The organism is Candidatus Methanarcanum hacksteinii (assembly GCF_964305265.1).
Taxonomy (GTDB): domain Archaea; phylum Thermoplasmatota; class Thermoplasmata; order Methanomassiliicoccales; family Methanomethylophilaceae; genus Methanarcanum; species Methanarcanum hacksteinii.
Map to the genome: position 1 here is coordinate 588,215 of NZ_CAYATA010000002.1, position 19,382 is coordinate 607,596.

Sequence of the window (19,382 nt, forward strand, 5' to 3'; positions counted from 1 at the left end):
AGAATTTGCAGGTTAAAAATACTAACGGTGATCAAATCGACATTTATCACTACTTATGGTTAAATCACATATTGTGGATTCTGAACTTTGAAACGCTCATCTAATCTGGATTTACCCTGCAATTTACCCTGCAATTTACCCTGCAAATCAATATGCCAGCAAATGATCATTTTCATAGCAAAATTTGCCTAACAAATTCATCATTCGCTCACATTTATCGAGAACTCCCCATATGTCTTCCAACACATCGGATCGATACGGATCACGTATGTCGCGTGTCATCAATCTTATATTTTGAGTTCTGGATGCACCATTCATGAAAAGCAGGACAAAGGCGAATATCATCGTGAGTCTGATAACGCTCGTGATAGTATTGGCCATGATGGCGCCTGTACTATCGGTGTTCGTCAAGATCGATAACGGAATACATCTCACGGCGGACATAGAGTTAGGCGAGGAAGCGATCTTCGAGGTCGATGGGAACACTCCCAAGGATTCATTGGTGACCAACCTATCGAATTCGTATGATGGAGGAGGGAGGTTCGTCGAGTACGGCACCAAATCCGAAGAGATGGTCGATTCGAGCGATGCTTCGGACATCGCCGATCGTGCACTAGCAAGCGGAGAGACGCCCATAACAGTGAAGGATGTCGACGGAAACATCGTGAGGGTGTACATGGTGGATGAGTCCACGGACGATGATAAGATCATCACTATGACCATCCGCACTTCTGAACTAGCAGCCAAATACACGATCCCCGAGCTTAAATTGTACTTCGAGAAAGGCGAGTTCACATCGATGACCGATTCGAGGGTCGATGTGAACAAAGGTACGATCAAAATGACGATCTCAATACCGATGGCATCATTCCTTGTGATGCAGGCCATGGGGTGCAATGTCGTGATGTGCTTCAACATAGAGTATCTTTTCTTGATGTCATACAGCATGACAGGCGATCTCGGTAACATGACCGGTACGGATGCAACGATCAGCATCGGTGCAGGTGTCGAGACGGTGACAGTATCCATGGGAGATGTATCATCGACTGTGAGGGATGCCATAAAGGGCATTGACGGTTCCGAGATCAACGGAGTGAAGATATCGTCGAAGATCGTCGGAGATAACGCGACCATATCCTTCGACCTTAAAAATTTCAACAATCTCTCATCAGCCCTCAAGGATATGCTTGACAGGGATGGGAAGATAACGTTCGATTATGATGGAAGTACGTTTACCGTCGAGAGCGATCAGGCGAAGGAGATAATCAAACTCCTCGAACATCTGGAGGGAGTGGTCGCATGAATGATGTGAGCAAAGCACAGGAGTTCAAGGCCGTGTGCGTCTATGGTAGTGTCATAAGAGGCATCATAGCGGCCCTATTCGCATTGCTGATATCGGTCATCATACCGAAGATGTTGGCGGATATGCTCACCGAACCCACATCAATAAGATCGTTCGTAGCGTTGTTCGGGGTAGAAGTCGATCTCACGTCAGTGGAGGATTTCCTTACGAGATCCGATATGGGCGGACTCATAGGCGTGTTCAACAGGGCATGGATCACCGGTATCCTCCTTGTACCATTGTGTTTCTTCAAAGGATTCTACAGGAAAGGTAACTATGGCCGTCTGTTCTTCTCGATAATCGTCGCGGTGTATGGTGTCATAAGATACATCATAATCATGAACTACGGCGATCTCTCGGATCTGATGACTCTCATGTTGACGTTGAACGGGCAGTCCGTGACATTGAACATAGGCATGATGTTCACTGGTGCGTTGATCGTGGCGATCGTCCTCCGTCTTTTGAAGGTACCCAAGGAATACGGTTCTTACAAGGACGAACGCGAGGACTTCATCGAATCCAAGAGGGACAAGGAACGCATGCAGATCTTCTTCGAATGATCCATTTCGCCCCCTTTTTAAGGGGGCTATGGATCTACATTACGATATAAACATATCTTAATCTAGAAATCATTAAATATAATTTATCCTCTAGTACGTGACATGGGGTCAGAATATCTTACGGCGATGGAGGAATTCGATATCAATCTCCACACATCTTGCGAGAGAGAATGGGATGTAGAGGAGGAGATCCTGATGTTGGATCCTCTCTTCAAAGAGATGATGTTGGGTTCTGATGATCGTTTGAGGGGTACGCATAATATCTCATCGGATGGGATCGGTTATCTGGTAAGAAGAGTGCCGATAAGGATCACTGTGGGGCGATCGGATGTTGCCGGATTATGAGGATCTGAGATTGGATCGCGATCTGATGGAGATGATGTGCGAGATACGCAGGATGGACAATGAGATCGGAGAGATCATATTGACGTCAGGCGAGATGGTGACATGGGTCGATGAGGTCATAGATACAGAGATACAAGCGTATGAGAAGGGCGGATACGATGAACCGCCTGGTCTTAGGGATGCATATCATGTCGCAGGCCTATTCGTCCTTCCGTGGGATCCGGAGGAGGTGTGTGAGCTGGATTCATACATAACAGGAGGAGATGTACCAGATATACCAGATGGGATAGAGGATCTCTTGGATTGGGTCAACACATCACCTTATGATCAATTCGTGACGGCATCAGTGTTCCTGTCAGAATCGGAAGAACTCGAAGGTTTGGATCGCATGACAGCATGGTCATTGTTCCGCGCGCTCCTGTACAATACAGGATTAGAGAACATAGGCTCATGCAAGATATATGACAAGATCATCGAAGGGTACGATGTCACCAGCGGTAAGGTCCAAGGGGAGAGGGATCGTCAATCGATCATCAGGGATGTGACGACAGCGATCCATGAATCATACAAGGAAGCTATCGATGCCTATCGCGACATGGACATCTCCAAGGACTTGGACGGGAATGAATTGTCATTCATCAGGAACTCACGTTCATGCAGAGGTTCATTCACGGTACAGGACGCATCGTCATGGACGAACGGTCTCGAGGATCAATCCATCAGGAGTAAATTGTCAAGATTGACAGAATTAGGTCTCTTGACGAAAGAGGGTCGCACGAAAGGGATGAGGTTCAGATACAACGATCCTTTCGAGGATGTGCGCAGGGATGCAGAACAACGTTTTATTGAGGAATGCGGTGATTTCTCATTCACAAAAGGGAAATGATGTATCGGGGATGATGATGAGCAAAGAAATGACGAATGATGCACGCACGATCAATGATGCTATGGAGCTCGTGAAAGAGTTCTGTGAGGAGAGGGATTGGGATCAATTCCATAATCCGAAGGATCTTGCGATAGGCATGGCCACAGAATCGGTCGAATTGCTTGAACTATTCAGATTCAGGACCAATGAGCAGTGTATGGAGATGATGTCAGATCCTTCAAGATCAGAGGACATCAAGGACGAACTTGCTGACGTGTTCTATTTCGTACTGAGATTCGCTCAGATGAATGGGATCGATCTCTATGAAGCACTCTCTCAGAAGATAGATAAGAATCGCAAGAGGTATCCGATCGATAAGAGCAAGAGTTCCAACAGGAAATATGATGAATTCTGATAGTTTGTTTTGACAGAAGGATGCAAGCATTCACAATAATACATCAGTTACCAGATAAGTAGCATATACCAAGAATATTGTAACCGCTCATTCATATGACGGATAGACTGACCTATGAGAACATAAGCCCCCAGGTCAGGAAGTTAGCGATGGTCGGACTAGCCCTAGGTATGCTTGTGGCATGCATGGACGGAACCATCGTCGGAACGTGTGCGAATGTTATCAGCAAAGACCTTGGTGGCGAAGAACTCTATTCGTGGATGATCACGACATATCTGCTATGTGAATCGGCAATGGTCCCCATCGCAGGTAAGATGTCCGATCGTTATGGAAGGAAACCATTGTTCTTGATCGGACTCATTCTTTTCGCTGCAGGTTCAATATTCGCGGGACTATCGAATTCGATGCTGATGTTCATCATATGCCGTGGGGTGCAGGGACTCGGAGGAGGAATCCTCATGCCTGTTGCGATGGCCTCTGTAGCGGATTTCTATTCACCCGAGGATCGCGGAAAGGTCCAAGGTGCTCTTGGTGCCGTGTTCGGGGTCGGAAGCGGTATCGGACCTCTTGTGGGAGGTGCCTTGTGCGAGTACATCAATTGGCATTGGGTGTTCTTCATCAACATCCCGATAATCTTGGTGTGCATCCTATTCACAGTCAAGAAATTCCCTGAGCGTAAAGCAGATACTTCAAAGAAGATCGATTATGCTGGAATCACCGTCCTCACACTGATAATCCTTGATGTTCTGTTGTACTTCCAGTGGATCAGCGGAGAGATGGAATTCATCAGCGCAAGATCCATCGGAATGATCATCATTGGAATCATCCTATCGATATTGTTCGTTTCGATTGAGAGGAGGGTCGAGGACCCCGTTCTTGCACCTAAGTTGGTCCATAGTCCGACGTTCGTGAAAGCATCGACCTACATGTTCATCATGGGACTTGCCATGATCGGTACACTGACATTCATCGCGATGTACATGCAGCAGATGTTCGACATCGGAACGATGGAATGCGGATTCTATCTTCTGCCAATGGTCGTTGGAATGATGATCACATCCATGGGGAGCGGGATGTTGGTCAATAAGACCGGATACAGAGGATGGATCGTAGCAGGTTCGACACTCATTATGGCTGCCCTCCTGTTGATGTACACCATGGGTTCAGATCCGAACAAGATGCTCTTGTTCGTATATCTGTTCATATTCGGATTAGGACTCGGTTGTGTAAACTCCACCGTGATGATCTCGGTCCAGAATCACACATCGATCGAGAACATGGGGATGACGACATCGGCCGTTAGTCTTATGAGGAACGTGGGGTCGACCGTTGGAACTGCGTGTTATTCACTGATCATCGCAAGTCAGATGAATTCCAAATTCGCTGACAGCACCTATTCCTTTGTGAACGATATATTCAATTTCAATGGTACAGGACTCATCGCTTTGAGGTATGTCCCCGGATTCGACATTCCGGGACAGGCCACTCTTGCCGAGACGATCGTTGAGATCTTCGGGACTTCAGTATGTGCCGCATTCCTGTTCGGAGGACTGATCTACATTGTTGCTTTGGTGATCTCATTCACCATGGATAAGAAGTATACAGTCTCTGAAGACGAGAATAGACATTGAATCCGTTCAAACACATTCGATGACATCTTGGCCCCATTTGGGGCCGGATTTACGTTTCATTTCAAATTTAATGATTCTAAACGGATCATCGAATGTATTCAACTGTTTGATCACGCGGCATTCGATCTTCTATAGGTATATTGAACACTAGTGCGTAAATACGCATTAGTATTCAATACAATTATATCTTTTCAATTCTTCCATCATATCGATATGGAGATAGCAAGGGATCAATACCTGAATGAATTGGATTCACGCAGATGGAATGGGATGGTAAAGATCATCACTGGCATCAGAAGATGCGGAAAATCATACCTCCTGTTTAATCTATTCAAGGATCGTCTTTTGTCAGAAGGGATCGATCCTGGAGATATAATAGAGATAAGGCTCGATGAGATAGATGCTGTTTCTCTAAGGGATCCAATATCATTGTATGAATATGTGAGATCACGCACCTTAGATGGAAGGAGAAGATACGTATTCATCGACGAGATACAGATGGTGTCTAAGATCAAGAATCCGCACATCGAAGGCGGAGAGGACATAACTTTTTACGAAACTCTCAATAGCCTCCTCAATACTGGATATCTGGACCTGTATGTTACTGGAAGTAATTCCAAAATGCTTAGCTCCGATGTCCTCACCCAATTCCGTGATCGTGGCGATGAGGTTCGCATACATCCGCTATCATTCTTCGAGTATTTTTCAGCCAAAGGCGGGGATAAGCAAATCGCATATCGTGATTTCCTCACATTTGGTGGTATGCCTCGCATCCTGTCCTTGAATTCAGATAGGGAAAAAGCGGATTATCTCAAAAGACTGTTCACTGAGACCTACATAAGAGATATCAGAGAAAGGCACAACATCGAACATCCTGAAGTGCTTGAAGGAATAATTGATTTCATCAGTTCTAACATCGGTTCATTATCCAATCCTAGGCAGATCGCATCTCATTTCAAGAATGTCAGCGAAGGGACAGTGAGGACATACATCGATTATCTGAAGGATGCATTCCTTTTTTCCGAATCACAGCGTTATGATGTCAAAGGGAAGAGGTACTTCTCATATCCGCAGAAATATTACTGTGAGGACTTAGGCCTTCGTAACGCTCGCCTTAATTTTAGACAGCAGGAGCTGACTCATCTGATGGAGAATGCGATATACAATGAATTGCGCATACGCGGTTATTCGGTTGATGTCGGTGTAGTCACATTGAACGCTAAGGATTCTGAGGGGAGATCGATCCGTATACCGAAGGAGATCGACTTCATAGCGAACAGATATGAAGAAAAGGTCTACATCCAATCTGCATTCGCAATTCCAGATGATGTGAAGTTGCATTCCGAGGTGGATCAGTTCAAACACACTGGAGACTCGTTCAGGAAGATCGTGGTCAGGAACGATGTTGGCAACAGATGGTTCGATGGGAATGGTGTCTTACACATCAATGTGATCGATTTCATGATGGACAAGGAATTGATTTGAACACTAGTGCGTAAATACGCATTAGTATTCAATATGACGTTGATGCCTTCAGCACTTCCACCCGATTAGAAGTGATCGACGTTATTCAGGTCGTTTTAAAGTTAATCTAAGAGAAGATGTTGGAGTTTAGATTATAATTATGGTATCCAAAATGCGAAATTTATACAAATATTACGTGTATATTTTGCAGATAAAAAACTATTTTACCTATGTAATTAATCTACTTCCCATGGATAGGGATCTTTATACTGAACTTTTGGAATGGAAGGATTCTGATGATCGCAAACCCCTGATCATCCGTGGGGTGAGACAATGCGGGAAGACCTATCTGATGAAAAAATTTGGAGAGGAGAACTATTCCGCAGTGGCTTATCTTAAATTCGAAGGGAATGAGAGTTTGTGCAGGCTTTTCGATGGGGATTTAGACCCGAAGAGGCTCATTACAGCCATATCTATCCATTTGGATATGGATGTTGAAACAGACACTCTTCTCATATTTGACGAGATCCAAGAATGTGAACGTGCGATAACATCCTTGAAGTCATTCGCGGAGTTAGCACCCGAGTATCATATCATTTGTGCAGGCTCGCTCCTCGGATTGCAAGGAAAAGGATCCTTCCCTGTAGGGAAAGTATCATTCAAGAACCTCTATCCGATGAGCTTCAGGGAATTCGTAAAGGCATCCAACAGAAGGCTCTATGAACACATCATGGGGCCTGGTGAGCCGGATGACATCTCCAGCGGGATGCTGAAGACCCTCAACCTGGAATATCTGGCTGTCGGAGGTATGCCAGAAGCGGTATCCAAATGGGTGGGAACGCGTAGCATGGCTGAGGTGGACAGGATACTGAAGGAGATATCTGAATCGTACAAATTGGATTTTCTGAAGCACGTACCAGATAAGGATATCAAGAAGGTGAACCTGATATGGGATTCTATTCCGTCGCAGCTGGCGACGGAGAACAAAAGATTCTTTTTCGGACATGCGGTCAAGGGGGCGAGATCCAAGGACCTGGAGGATTCCCTCCAATGGCTCTCCGATGCTGGAATGGTGTACAAGGTGTCGAAGGCGGAGAGGATAGGTATTCCCTTATCATCATTCCTGTCGAATAATTTGTTCAAGATTTATATGATGGACGTCGGTATTCTGAGGTATAAGGCAGGTGTCTCTGCGGCTCATATCATGGAAGATAGATTGGATCCACTCTTCAAGGGCGGAATGATGGAGAATTATATCATGTGTGAACTCACAGCTTACGGCCATGCGGGAGAGGGATACTGGGGTTCGGGCAATCAGGCAGAGGTAGATTTTCTCCTCACGACCGATTCGGGCATAATTCCCGTCGAGGTTAAGAGTAAGGAGAAGTATCGTGCGACTAGTCTCAAGGAGTACATAGATAGATACTCTCCTGCCAGGGCGATAGTGATCTCCAGCAAAGATTATGGCATCAATGGCACTGTGGTTACCGTTCCGATGTACTTAATATGGATTTTGCATCAAACCACAAAATCGAGTTATCCTGTCAAAGTTAGATGTACAGGTCCTGTGCCTGAGCAACGACGACGTTACATCCCATGTTCGTCAACACCCAATATGTTTCGAACGTCTTCGTGGAATTCTCGATCAGGAACCACGCCTCATGGCCACGGAGGGCCGTGGCCAATGTTGCCATTGCCTCAGGTGTGGACGCCTGAGAATGGAATCCCTCATTGAATCTCTCAAGGAATACGACGTTCTTCTCATTCGGTTCACCATCGCCAGCATAACTGGCGAAACATACTGCTTTGGATTTGTGTAGATCCATTCCGATAGCTATTTTCATCTCGTGCTCTCCTTTCTCTGCAAAAATAGTCCGAAGAGCACGGATCCGATATCGAACAGGATTATATCCTTGATTTCAGTTGTTGTTATCGCTCGTGCGATTCGGATTGGTTTTGCAACATCTGTATGCACGAGCTCTTGTTTTAATCGGGCGGCCTTCTGATATCTCCTGTGAAAGATGTACCCTCTGTCACGGCTTCTCACAATATTGCTAAGGGGTTTCGTAGAGGATTTACGAGATTCGCACCATTTTTGGGTCTTATGATGGCGCTACGCGCATGCTCTCGCCCATATGGCAATATAATTTGTATGAAAAATTAAACGTAATTAAATTTTTTTAATAAAATGAAAATTTTTAAAGTGCAATTAATAAATATCACAACAACATTGTTCATCTATGCAGGTCCTGAGAAAAGACTATCTCTCCCTTCTGGAAGCGGGAAAGGATGAGAACACTGTTGTCAAAGTCATCACTGGAATGAGGCGTTCCGGTAAATCGACTCTCATGAACCAGTTCATCGAAAAGCTGAAAGCTGCTGGGGTCTCTGATGACAGGATATTCTTGATCAATTTCGAGATGGCGGAATATCAATACATTAATGACAGGACCATCCTCAACAAATGGATCCTTGACAACATCCCCAAAGAAGGGCAGTGCTACGTATTCCTGGATGAGATACAGAATGTGAATGACTGGGAAATGTCCGTATCTGCACTTCAGATCATGCCCAACTGTGACGTGTACATAACTGGTTCCAATTCGAAGATGCTGTCTTCGGAACTGTCCACTCATATCTCCGGAAGATACACTGAGGTGAAGGTTCTGCCTCTGTCCTTCAGCGAATACCTGGAGCTGCATCCTAGCGATGACAAGGACAGTCGTTTCAGGGATTATCTTAGGTACGGGGGGCTGCCCGTCGTGAATCCCGATTCAGATAGGACATTCATCGAGGGGTTGCTTGAGGGGATATTCAATACCGTACTTGTGAAGGATGTACTATACAGACTCAAGACGGATGACGTTTCCAAGATAACTGCCATAGCGAAATTCCTCTACTCCAACATAGGCAATATCACGAACATCGACAACATCGCCACTGAAACGGGGATAAGCAACCCCACGGTATCGAAATATGTCGAAGAGATGTCAAAGGCCTTCCTGTTCTACTATGCGGAGAAATACGATATCGTCGGGAAGAAGATCCTGAAGACCAACGGCAAGTTCTATGCATCCGATCTGGGAATGAGGAATGTGATCATCGGCCTCGGTCTGGCCAGGGACATCAGCAAACCGCTGGAGAACGTCGTGTTCATGGAGCTCCTCCGCAGAGGATACGAAGTGAGGATAGGGAGCTACCGTGACTGGGAGGTTGACTTCACCGCGATAGGTCCGGATGGTGTGGAATACTATCAGATTTGCGAGACCATGCTGTCTGACGACACTTACAAAAGAGAGTCACGCCCGTTCAAGGCGATTAAGGACAACTGTCCGAAGACCATACTCACATTGGACAAGTTTGGATTGGGTAGCGATGATGGTATCAAGATCGTCAACCTGGTCGATTGGCTGTTAGACAAGAATTGAAGAAAGACTGTCGATCCTTCAAAAATAGATTGTTTTTTTTATTCCCAACATTTTTGTCTCTTTCTGAAAAACAGTGGGTAGCTCGTTGCAAAGGTAGAAATGTCTTCGGATTGACCGTTTCCGGTATGATGAGAACACTTGAACCCTCATGATCATAGTGAGTCCCGGATATTCCCGCCTCATTTCACCCTCTAAGACGGTCATGGAAGATCATCCTGCCATGGTGTAGCCATACAAACCCGAAAATTAGGGATTAAGCACCCATTAAGCACTCCAAATCAAGCCCAAAACGGAACATATCTGAACATACGCGTTGAGGTGTTCTCATCAATTGTTTTAATCAGGTTTTTGGATTTTGCTTCCCTTATCAGATTAGACATCTGAACGGTTCATCGTTGTTCAAATTGCTCGTTATATACGGGTCCGTCGTTGCTTTGCATCTCTCACAGATCCTTGCCGAAACGAGCCACTCGACACCGGATGCAAAATAAGTCTGACGGCTGTTCTTCTTTATCATCCTAGGACGGAAGTTCTTCCTATGGGCGGACAGCATCGACGGCATCTCCTCGAATGTCGTTTTGGCTTTCATTCCCGCAGAATCAACGATCTTGGACATGTCGTCTCTATATAGATCCAGAATGACCTTCTTGACCGTTTCAACGTCTGCTATGTCGTGCGCCTCTACGTACTTGGAGACGGCTTATTTATACAATCCCTTAGTTTCTTTTTCATAGAAAAATGACAATCCCTTAGTTCATGAATATCAAATTATATACAATAACGATTTCCGAATTCATTGCACTTTAGGCCTGTTTTTGTTGCCTTGAGGCCTTCCTTTGCGTTTCTTCTCGACTACAGGACGTTCTATCAATCCAAGTTCGATGAACACTTTCTCCTGTTCGGAAGTCAGTTGCCTGAGTCTCCATTCGGAGTTATTCGAGTCCCTGAGCAATCCCTTCTTCACTACCCCGTAGACGAAGTGGTTGGGCGTGCTGATGGTATTCGACTCGACGAATATGACTATCAGCATCACGACCGTTATGATCGGTGCCGCATACTTGGAGAAGTTGGAATCGAATCTCCTCAGCAGGAACCAGATGATTGCGGAACAGATTATCAGTGAAGACAGATACCAGATGAGCTTGTCACGGTAGAATCCAGCATACTGACCAGGAATACGTTTTCAAGTTCGGACCATGCGGATGCAGGAATCCCGTCCAGACACGTCCTTATGTGTTCATGTTCAGTACTACCGTTAACTACTCTCATTCTGTTTACAGCCATGCGGCCATTTTCCTGTAGCAAACTGAGATTTGGCTCGCACTTCTTTATTTTTTCAGCGGTCTTGTTGTACCTCTCAAAGGTCAAAATCGTTGCAGGATTCACTTCCCAACTAAGAATTTGGTATTTCGTCTTCCACCCTTAATCTGCAAGAGGGTTCTAGACCATTTTAAAAAACGGGAAAATCTCGTTTTAAGCTATTTTTGAAAACGGGAAAATGCCAATTTAGACCATTTTGAAAAACGGGAAAATAGAAAGACCTAAATCACACAAGACCATCTGGATAATATGGCCGACGTAGTTAATATCTTCAGGCGCAAAGCATACGATACTCTTAGGGAATGGAAGGAGAGGTCCAAAGGTTCTACTGCAATGCTAATCGAGGGTTCGAGAAGGGTCGGCAAATCCACCTTGGCGAAGAGCTTCGGTGATAGTGAGTATTCTGTGTGTGTAATGATCGATTTTTCCAAGGCATCGCAGAGAGTGAAAGCTCTGTTCGATGATCTGGAAGACATCGATGCGCTCGTAAGGGGATTACAGCTCCATACCAAGAGGACGTTCAAGGAAAGAGATACATTGGTGATCTTCGACGAGGTCCAGAGATTTCCCCGTGCAAGGGAATCCATCAAGGCCCTGGTCCAGGACGGTAGATACGATTACATTGAGACCGGTTCGCTGATATCCATCAAGAGGAACGTGGAGAACATAGTCATCCCGAGCGAAGAGGAGTCGTTTACTCTGCACCCGATGGACTTCGAAGAATTCCTCTGGGCGAATGGGGACAATACATTTGAGCTGCTGGAGGACGTATTCAGGAACAGGAAAGGTCTCGATGGTTTTACTCATTCCGTGATGATGAAGCGTTATATGGAATACATTGCGGTCGGCGGAATGCCGCAGGCGGTGGAGGCCTTCGTAAACAGGAAGAGTTATCAGGAGATAGACAAGGTCAAGAGGAACATAATAAAGCTGTATATGGATGATTTCAGGAAGATCGACAGCAGTGGCATGATGGGGAGGTACTTCGCCAATATACCCTCTGAACTGTCCAGGGAAACGATGCGTTACAGGACCACATATATCGACGAAGATGTGGGCTCTAACAGGGAAAAAGAGTTGTTCGCCGAACTGGAGGATTCGAAGACCGTCGTAGTAAGTTATCATGTTAACGACCCACGTGTCGGCATGAGCATGACCTTGGATCCAGACTTCTTCAAAATGTATCTGGAGGACACAGGATTGTTCGTCACTTTGTGCTTCATGGACAAAGGGACATCGGACAACATCATCTACGAGCACCTGGTATCGGGAAAACTGCCTGCAAATCTGGGATATGTGTTCGAGAACGCAGTTGCACAAGCACTAGTCGCCGCAGGATACAAAGCGTTCTATCACACATTCCCGAAAGAGGACGGCAAACATTACTATGAGATAGATTTCATCATCCCGTCCGGCAAGAAGATAATCCCGATAGAGGTGAAATCCTCCAAGATCAAACCACACAGATCCATGGACAAGTTCATCGAGAAGCATGGCAGAGACATCGATGTCCCGATGATGATATCGACCAAGAACATCGGAATGGTCGACGGTATCCTGAACATCCCCATATACATGACTGGTTTCCTTGGCAGGAAATGATTGTAAGGGTGATGCGTTAGCAGTTGATCCCGTTCAAGGAGAGGATGGGTTCAGTTGTTGGTGATTAGAATGAAACCTGCAAATGAGGCGATCGGATAACAATCCAAATGATGCTGATGGAAAATGAAGGCATTCCGTTTCAACCAGAATATCTCATAGAGAGTCTCTTCGTATACTGCCCGATGTTGATTTTTGAAGAGGCCATCGAATCGTAATTCGTCTGAAAGTACGATTGTCATAGGCGGCAGTATATCGCTTTAAATATGGATGGTGCTCGAATCATTGGACAATAAAACGGACAATACTTGATATAGTAAATGACGCAGTAAATTTTTGTCTCCACTTATTTTGAAAGGTTTATGCCGTGCCGAAGGCTATCAGTAGTACAGTTGCTTCGGAGGAATTCATACCGGAACACCTCCTTTGACGGGGTTTCTGATCAGCGGTTTCTTTCCGTTCCTCTCAGGAACATGCTGTCCGAAATGCGGTCCGTAATTAGCTCTATTTTCATGGTTGGAAATGCTTGCTTCGTGTGCGCGTAAAGTGGTACACGTCAAATTTTTGTGGAAAATTTTAAACAAGTCTCCGCCGGAGAAGCTGAAGGAAGGAGAGTATTGTTACGACCACAAGGCCTCGGCGGAGTTCTCGGTAGGTGACGGATTCGACTTCAAGGTCTTTATCTCTGCTACCAGTGACGTCTCCAGCTTCGAGATGGTCGATGCCATCGGAGCTTCTATCGCGATATGAAAGATACAGAGAAGGAAAAATCCGTGGGATCGAGGAAACTCTTCTGTTCGCAGCTTCGAGGATAAAGTCAAGGGGCTGATCGTGAATCGATCTCAAGAGTGTTCGGCATCCCCGTTACCACTCTCAGAAGGAAAGTGGAGGAGTATGGGTTGTCCTGGTCTGTCGACAAATCAGAGAAGAACATAGACCGTTACAAACGTGTTAAAACGGTGGAATGAAAAATTCCACCACCAAAACACACCTCGCGTGCGGATATAGATATATCTCAACTTCCTCGTTTTTGCTAGGGTTTCGAGCTTTTTGTGGCGAAACGAAAGGATCACAGTAAGCCACAAGGGCAATGCAATCGGACAATAAATCGGACAATAAATCGGACAATAAACTTTGGCGTTATTTACGAAGAATAACCCAAACCCCAGTCTTCTTACTCCCTTCACGAGCGATGTAGCCATCTGCTATCAACGAAGATATGTGGTTCGAGATGGTGCTTTCATCCACACCGAGATCAGAAGCTAATTCTGTGCGGGTGATTTTAGGATTAGATTCCATCTTGTTAACAATTTCAAAATCCAATCCTTCGTGGATACTGCGAGTTGCTGGGAGTTCCAATAGTCGACGATGAACTGGATCGTCTCCTCATCATACTCGCGAGGATTGTCGCTGTAACCGTTCTCTCTGACCAGGGTATTGATGTTGTAGAGGACTGCAGCATACTTGTCCTTGGTCTCCTTCTTGTTCTTCCTGTACGTCACATCGAGGTGCTCCTTGATGCACGTCAGACCTGAGAAATTACCATTTGCCATCTTTGCCACTCCTGTCAATAGAACCCTGCAGCATCGAAGCACTTGGCCTCGACACCAATAAAGAAACCCTGGAATTCCAGGAACTGGTGCTTCTCCTCCTCGGTAAGATTCCCCAAAGGGAAGTTGCGGAGGAAGGTAGCGAGTATGCTAATATTCACCAGGCGTTCGATCTGAGGTATCTTTGATGGATCCGCATTCCCGAGGGACCCGGATTGCCGGAGCGAACCTCCTGCTCCGGTAAAATTGTCTATTTTGCCAATTTGATTCATTATTGGCAAGACTGCCAAATATATATTAAATATTTTTGGCATCTTTGACATTATTGGAGATAGGATGGTCCAAATTGGAAAGAATGTCAAATATGATGATTACGGAAGGGTCACGATACCATCGCAGCTGGCCGAGCTCATGAATCTGATAAAGGGTCATGACGAGGTATGTTGGATCGTAGGTGATGGGGAGGTTGTTCTGAAGAAAGTCACCAAGGCCTACCATGGATTCGATTTCGAGCAGGAGGAGATACGCGACAATCTGCTCACTTATGAGAATCAATATTTCGAGAACATCGACCCGGATGAGCAGTACGATCCTGCAGAACTTGAAAGGATGGCCCGTGAAGAGTACCTTCGTGACAAAGCTGAAAGAGAGGCCTTCGCCAAAACTAAGAAGAATTGAGATCAATGGTCACTAAGGATAAACGTAATCCAGACCCCTTCGAGTGAAATGACCACTAAGGTCATGAAGGCGAATAAGGGAAAGAATACAAAACCAGAACTCGCAGTCAGACAAATGCTACGCGAGGCAGGGCATCCAGGTTATCGTCTCAATTGGAAGAAGGCTCCGGGAAGACCTGATATTGCATACCCGGGAAAGAAGGTCGCGATATTCATTAACGGATGTTTCTGGCATTGGTGCCCATACTGCAATCTATCGACTCCCAAAACACATTCAGAATTCTGGCAACAGAAATTTGAAAGGAATGTGGAACGTGATCAGAGAAAGACGAAAGAGCTGGAGGATGCAGGCTGGAAAGTGTTCATGATTTGGGAGTGCCGCATCAAGAAAGGTGGAAAAGAGGCGGTAGAGGATGTTGTCCTCTACCTTGATGACCTCATTTGAGATGTTTATCTATGATCCCCTCGATATAGGTCTCCTTCAGCCAGAAAGATACCTTCTTGACTTTTCTCCCGTAATAATCAGTCACATCGAGACTGTTCCTGGCATGAGGCCTAATGTGAGATATGGGATTATCCTTCATCCCGATGAAATGATCGAAATCATCATTTTCGACCTCCTGCCTGGTGTCTTCCCATACGCTCTTGATGACCTCGAAATCCTCGTCAGGTACGGTCCAGAAGAACGCACCTCTGAATTTGAGCTCCTTTCTTGATTGTTTACTCGGATCCGCTGTGAAACCGAACACAGGAGAGAAGAACTCATGATCAAGGTCATCGTAGAAATCGCTCTCCTCCCAGGTCTGATCCACCATCTCCTCGAAACGGATGTACCTGAAGGACATGCTCTCCTTGGGCTTCCCGTTCTGCATCGTGCGGATGGTCTTCATCATGATTCCGGCCTGCTCGAACTCCTTTATGCGCTTCTTCTTTTGAATACCCGCCATGGCCGTCGCATTTTTCGATTATCTTCTGCCACCCGGTCACGCCCAACTCTCTCGGTCTGATCCTGATCCTTTTCACCATGCCGTTGAGGTCGTCAAAGTACTTGCATTCGGATTCCCCGTCACCCATTACGAAGAGCAATGGTGTTTCTTCGCGGGTCTTCGAGGAACGGTATTTAGTTGTCCTTGACATCCATGACCCCCCTCGACGAGACTAGCGGGATGGCATCGTAACGTCCAATCAGATAAGCTTTCAGTACCTGATCGTCCTTGCGTGTTCCTTTGAAATCCGAAAGACAATACAGTGTGGTGGACCCGTCTTTCCTGTCTTTATCGGTAAAGAATATCTGATCCCTTCTGATAAGGTCCCTGGTGTCGATAAGTCCCACATCGTGGGTTATCACTATCAGCTGTGCGTTGTTGGGATTGTTCCTTTTCGAGAACTGTTTGACCAGCCAGCGTGTGAGAAGGGGGTGCAGATGAGAGCCGAATTCATCGATGAGAAGCGTCTTGCCGTTCACCAAACTGTCCACGAGCGGCCCCATGATGCCGAACATGTATCTGGTTCCCACGGACTCTTCTGTATCCATATCGAATACGGCCTCTAGAGGGGCATCTTCGGAGGCACTGCCATACCTGTGTTTGACTGCGATTCTGAAACTCTTTATCGAGTTCCCGCTGTCCGAGAACAGTTTTTCATATGCTTCCAAAGGCAGGTGTTTTTTGGCATCTTCTTTATCCACGGCATAATCTACGAGCTCATAATCGATGATGCCGAAGTCTGCCTTCTGAAGACCGTTGATCATCATGCCCGTTTTGGCATCATCATCTTCGACGAATCTGCAGGAACGGATCTGAAGGGAACCTATGTTCTGCGACTCGAGTGCTATGATGTTGTTGATCATCCTGCGTACCTTGGAGCAGAGTTCATCATTGTATTTCGCGCCGAGTACAAGGAACGGGGTGGTGGCATTGAGCAGAGCAAGCAGTTTTTTGTTCTTTCCTTTGAAATCCTCTGTCGTGTTTTTCCTTTCGAACACGGTCTTGGCACGTTTCATAGGATAGTATACGAGTTTTTCCGAAACGATCCTGTCAGATAAGAATGATATCGAATAATCATACAGGACTTCATCTTCGTAAAAGCGCACCTGTATGAAGACGGGGGAATGAATGCTTTTTTGATCCAGTTTGAACGGTTCATACCAGGGGTAGATCGTATCGTCGGTGAAAGCATCCTTCACCATTTGCTGCAGTACTCTGATCGCTTTGAACAGGTGGGATTTTCCCGAGGCGTTAGGACCGAACACCAATGCGGAGGACAGCAGGTTGATGTTGATCGGTTCGCACTTTATGACATTGTCTAAATGTTCCTTGCGGCTGGTTGCCTGTAAGCTGAGCGTCACGCGGTCGCGGAACGGACCGAAGTTTTCAACAGAAAAATCAACAAGCATTCGATCACCATTTCATTGTTAAGCAAAAATAAGGGTGTGCATAAATAAAACTATCGATTACATACATAATTTTGTAAAAATTTTACAAAAATAGTTATGAAATTAAATTATTCCAATCATCTTGTTGTGTAAAAAAATGATAGGGGCAGCGACTGCAGCTCTTGGATGTTTAATAATTTCAGTTTAGATACTACCGCACGTTTGACAAATATCTTCGGTACAAAAGGAGATACAGAGGCTGATCATCAGTCAAACTATCGCCCTGGCACATCAATGATTCCGAATGAATTCCGTCCCGTTTTTGAAAACAGTAGTATCTATATCGTTCTCATAGAACACGAATACGTCTCCGCCGTAAATATGATCTGATAGGCCGGCAGGGAGGAAATACACCACAAATGCATCGACACCATAATCGGATATGTTAACGGTCTTCATTTTGCCTACAATAGCCTCGCGGGAGACCTGTATGTAATCTGTGAAGTCCATGGAGCACATGGCTATTTTGTACAATCTTCCATTTACATGATACGCTGAACGCAAATACTTTTCTGATTCATCGTTGAACTTCCCCTTGGCATGACGCAAGGCTGTAATAAGATGGTTGAGGGCCGTGTTTTTGCGTACGGTGACCATGGGGATCCCTGATATAACATCGGTCACACGCCCTCTAGATGTGCCTGAGAAGACCTCTACGCATACCCCGCAATCTACATTGATGAAATCCGGTGTTTTGAAGCCCCTTTGTTCCCGAATATTTTCCAGTGGGATATTGAACACGCTTTTGGATTGTCTTTCGATTTGTTCGCCCATGATGGCCCTAGCATGCCCTTCCCAGGACACTGCGCCCGAGGTCTTTTTTCCGTAAGCGTAGTCCATGACGTCCATCATGGTGTAGCTCAGGGATTTCCTGATTATGGCTTCCATGGGTTCGTAATCGCATATCATGGATTTTTTTCCGGCATATGCCATTTCTTCGGAATTGATACCATCGAGATTGAGTTCGAATCCTGCTTCTCTGGCAATCTGTTCTATGAATTTGCGCTGTGCGCGGCCGTTGCCCTCTCTGAACGGATGGATTACGTTGAGTTCCGCCAGGTAGTATGCAAGTCTTTTGACCATGGTTTCCCTGTCATCGATATCCCGGAGGTAATTTTCGGCCCTTAGTTCTGACAGAAGCTTCTCGAGACACCCCTGGATGTTGGCGCACATGCAGAACGGGATGCCCTTCGAGATTTCCACCGTGCGGAACTCTCCGGCCCAGTCATAAATGTCCGAGAACAGTCTTCTGTGGATTTCTTTGAGATGATCGATATCGAATTTCCCATTTACAGGGTTCTTGTCGAGTTCCATCATCCTCATGAACGTGAAACTGGTCTCTGCTTCCGAGAGCCTCTCCGCATCACGTATGTTCAGTCTGTTACGGAGAACGTCAGTTCCTTCGTAACAGTATGTGGGATCATTGAAGTCATAGTAGGGGTCGTCACTCATGATTCGACCTTGTACCTGTTAATCAGCGTATCTATGGCAGTATTTATCCCGATCTCGCCCTTGATCAATTTGACCGCAATTTCCCTGTCGAATGCGGAAGGATGAAGATTCTCCATCTCCAAGGAGGCGACAGCGTTAGAGATAATGTTCGAATCATCCATGGTTTCCGATATGCCAAAAAGATATAATAATCTGATGAATGAGTGCATTTTGTTTGGCAACTTCTTCCTCTATTGCCACGTAGGATTGTGACCAGGGAGATTAGGAACAAACACCATATTTCTTCGAGGGCCTGTTTTT

General features: G+C 45.7%; 23 protein-coding genes. 13 read left to right on the plus strand and 10 right to left on the minus strand.

Going from position 1 to position 19,382, the window contains the following annotated elements; genetic code table 11:
- Positions 1-316 precede the first annotated feature (316 nt).
- The 9 genes from ACI2NF_RS03875 to ACI2NF_RS03915 all read left to right on the plus strand — a co-directional run bounded on the left by ACI2NF_RS03875 (position 317) and on the right by ACI2NF_RS03915 (position 10,050).
- Positions 317-1,303, plus strand: a complete 987-nt coding sequence (locus ACI2NF_RS03875; RefSeq protein ID WP_400211093.1) for a hypothetical protein — start codon at positions 317-319, stop codon at positions 1,301-1,303.
- A complete protein-coding gene (locus tag ACI2NF_RS03880) occupies positions 1,300-1,902 on the plus strand; it encodes a hypothetical protein (RefSeq protein ID WP_400195762.1) in 603 nt (200 codons plus the stop codon). Before ACI2NF_RS03875 ends, ACI2NF_RS03880 begins: the two co-directional genes overlap by 4 nt.
- Positions 1,903-2,004: 102 nt before the next feature.
- Complete coding sequence (locus ACI2NF_RS03885; protein WP_400211094.1) at positions 2,005-2,247, plus strand: hypothetical protein; 243 nt, start codon at positions 2,005-2,007, stop codon at positions 2,245-2,247.
- Complete coding sequence (locus ACI2NF_RS03890; RefSeq protein WP_400211095.1) at positions 2,231-3,133, plus strand: hypothetical protein; 903 nt, start codon at positions 2,231-2,233, stop codon at positions 3,131-3,133. The genes ACI2NF_RS03885 and ACI2NF_RS03890 overlap by 17 nt, the downstream gene beginning before the upstream one ends.
- Before the next feature lie 28 nt (positions 3,134-3,161).
- Positions 3,162-3,527 (plus strand): nucleotide pyrophosphohydrolase, encoded by a 366-nt coding sequence (locus ACI2NF_RS03895; protein ID WP_400211096.1) that lies wholly within the window; start codon positions 3,162-3,164, stop codon positions 3,525-3,527.
- 95 nt (positions 3,528-3,622) lie between these two features.
- Positions 3,623-5,158 carry an MDR family MFS transporter gene (locus ACI2NF_RS03900; RefSeq protein ID WP_400153128.1) on the plus strand — a complete coding sequence of 512 codons (1,536 nt, stop codon included), beginning with the start codon at positions 3,623-3,625 and terminating at the stop codon, positions 5,156-5,158.
- Between the two features lie 213 nt (positions 5,159-5,371).
- Positions 5,372-6,643, plus strand: a complete 1,272-nt coding sequence (locus ACI2NF_RS03905) for an ATP-binding protein (RefSeq protein ID WP_400148239.1) — start codon at positions 5,372-5,374, stop codon at positions 6,641-6,643.
- A gap of 229 nt (positions 6,644-6,872) precedes the next feature.
- Positions 6,873-8,357, plus strand: a complete 1,485-nt coding sequence (locus ACI2NF_RS03910) for an ATP-binding protein (RefSeq protein WP_400152668.1) — start codon at positions 6,873-6,875, stop codon at positions 8,355-8,357.
- A gap of 505 nt (positions 8,358-8,862) precedes the next feature.
- Positions 8,863-10,050 carry an ATP-binding protein gene (locus ACI2NF_RS03915; protein ID WP_400146869.1) on the plus strand — a complete coding sequence of 396 codons (1,188 nt, stop codon included), beginning with the start codon at positions 8,863-8,865 and terminating at the stop codon, positions 10,048-10,050.
- A 367-nt stretch (positions 10,051-10,417) separates the two neighbouring features.
- Here ACI2NF_RS03915 and ACI2NF_RS03920 read toward each other — a convergent pair whose 3' ends face one another.
- From ACI2NF_RS03920 to ACI2NF_RS03930, 3 genes are all read right to left on the minus strand, one after another.
- Positions 10,418-10,666, minus strand: coding sequence for a hypothetical protein (locus ACI2NF_RS03920; protein WP_400150814.1), 249 nt, complete (start codon positions 10,664-10,666; stop codon positions 10,418-10,420).
- 177 nt (positions 10,667-10,843) lie between these two features.
- Positions 10,844-11,080, minus strand: a complete 237-nt coding sequence (locus ACI2NF_RS03925; protein WP_400211097.1) for a hypothetical protein — start codon at positions 11,078-11,080, stop codon at positions 10,844-10,846.
- An 86-nt stretch (positions 11,081-11,166) separates the two neighbouring features.
- Positions 11,167-11,334, minus strand: coding sequence for a hypothetical protein (locus ACI2NF_RS03930; RefSeq protein ID WP_400149134.1), 168 nt, complete (start codon positions 11,332-11,334; stop codon positions 11,167-11,169).
- A gap of 285 nt (positions 11,335-11,619) precedes the next feature.
- Between ACI2NF_RS03930 and ACI2NF_RS03935 the strand changes: the two genes are divergently transcribed.
- Both ACI2NF_RS03935 and ACI2NF_RS03940 read left to right on the plus strand, forming a co-directional pair.
- Positions 11,620-12,972, plus strand: coding sequence for an ATP-binding protein (locus tag ACI2NF_RS03935; protein WP_400209739.1), 1,353 nt, complete (start codon positions 11,620-11,622; stop codon positions 12,970-12,972).
- 561 nt (positions 12,973-13,533) lie between these two features.
- Entirely contained in the window at positions 13,534-13,719 is a 186-nt protein-coding gene (locus tag ACI2NF_RS03940) for a hypothetical protein (protein WP_400149138.1), read from the plus strand.
- Between the two features lie 390 nt (positions 13,720-14,109).
- Here the strand turns inward: ACI2NF_RS03940 and ACI2NF_RS03945 are convergent, their stop codons facing one another.
- The 3 genes from ACI2NF_RS03945 to ACI2NF_RS03955 are packed head-to-tail and all read right to left on the minus strand — an operon-like array spanning position 14,110 to position 14,791.
- Positions 14,110-14,268, minus strand: coding sequence for a winged helix-turn-helix transcriptional regulator (locus ACI2NF_RS03945; protein ID WP_400211098.1), 159 nt, complete (start codon positions 14,266-14,268; stop codon positions 14,110-14,112).
- Positions 14,232-14,522 carry a hypothetical protein gene (locus ACI2NF_RS03950; protein ID WP_400206622.1) on the minus strand — a complete coding sequence of 97 codons (291 nt, stop codon included), beginning with the start codon at positions 14,520-14,522 and terminating at the stop codon, positions 14,232-14,234. Before ACI2NF_RS03950 ends, ACI2NF_RS03945 begins: the two co-directional genes overlap by 37 nt.
- A gap of 14 nt (positions 14,523-14,536) precedes the next feature.
- A complete protein-coding gene (locus tag ACI2NF_RS03955) occupies positions 14,537-14,791 on the minus strand; it encodes a hypothetical protein (protein ID WP_400211099.1) in 255 nt (84 codons plus the stop codon).
- Positions 14,792-14,855: 64 nt separating this feature from the next.
- On the opposite strand from ACI2NF_RS03955, the gene ACI2NF_RS03960 reads away from it, so the two are divergent.
- Positions 14,856-15,197 (plus strand): hypothetical protein, encoded by a 342-nt coding sequence (locus tag ACI2NF_RS03960; RefSeq protein ID WP_400211100.1) that lies wholly within the window; start codon positions 14,856-14,858, stop codon positions 15,195-15,197.
- A gap of 48 nt (positions 15,198-15,245) precedes the next feature.
- Positions 15,246-15,641 carry a very short patch repair endonuclease gene (locus ACI2NF_RS03965; RefSeq protein ID WP_400211101.1) on the plus strand — a complete coding sequence of 132 codons (396 nt, stop codon included), beginning with the start codon at positions 15,246-15,248 and terminating at the stop codon, positions 15,639-15,641.
- Here the strand turns inward: ACI2NF_RS03965 and ACI2NF_RS03970 are convergent.
- From ACI2NF_RS03970 to ACI2NF_RS03985, 4 genes are all read right to left on the minus strand, one after another.
- Complete coding sequence (locus ACI2NF_RS03970) at positions 15,634-16,143, minus strand: MutH/Sau3AI family endonuclease (protein ID WP_400211102.1); 510 nt, start codon at positions 16,141-16,143, stop codon at positions 15,634-15,636. The genes ACI2NF_RS03965 and ACI2NF_RS03970 overlap by 8 nt on opposite strands.
- Before the next feature lie 173 nt (positions 16,144-16,316).
- A complete protein-coding gene (locus ACI2NF_RS03975) occupies positions 16,317-17,591 on the minus strand; it encodes an ATP/GTP-binding protein (protein WP_400211103.1) in 1,275 nt (424 codons plus the stop codon).
- 270 nt (positions 17,592-17,861) lie between these two features.
- Positions 17,862-19,082: a Fic/DOC family protein gene (locus ACI2NF_RS03980; protein ID WP_400211104.1), complete on the minus strand. Its 1,221-nt coding sequence runs from the start codon at positions 19,080-19,082 to the stop codon at positions 17,862-17,864.
- Positions 19,079-19,243: an antitoxin VbhA family protein gene (locus ACI2NF_RS03985; RefSeq protein ID WP_400211105.1), complete on the minus strand. Its 165-nt coding sequence runs from the start codon at positions 19,241-19,243 to the stop codon at positions 19,079-19,081. The genes ACI2NF_RS03980 and ACI2NF_RS03985 overlap by 4 nt, the downstream gene beginning before the upstream one ends.
- Between the last annotated feature and the right edge of the window lie 139 nt (positions 19,244-19,382).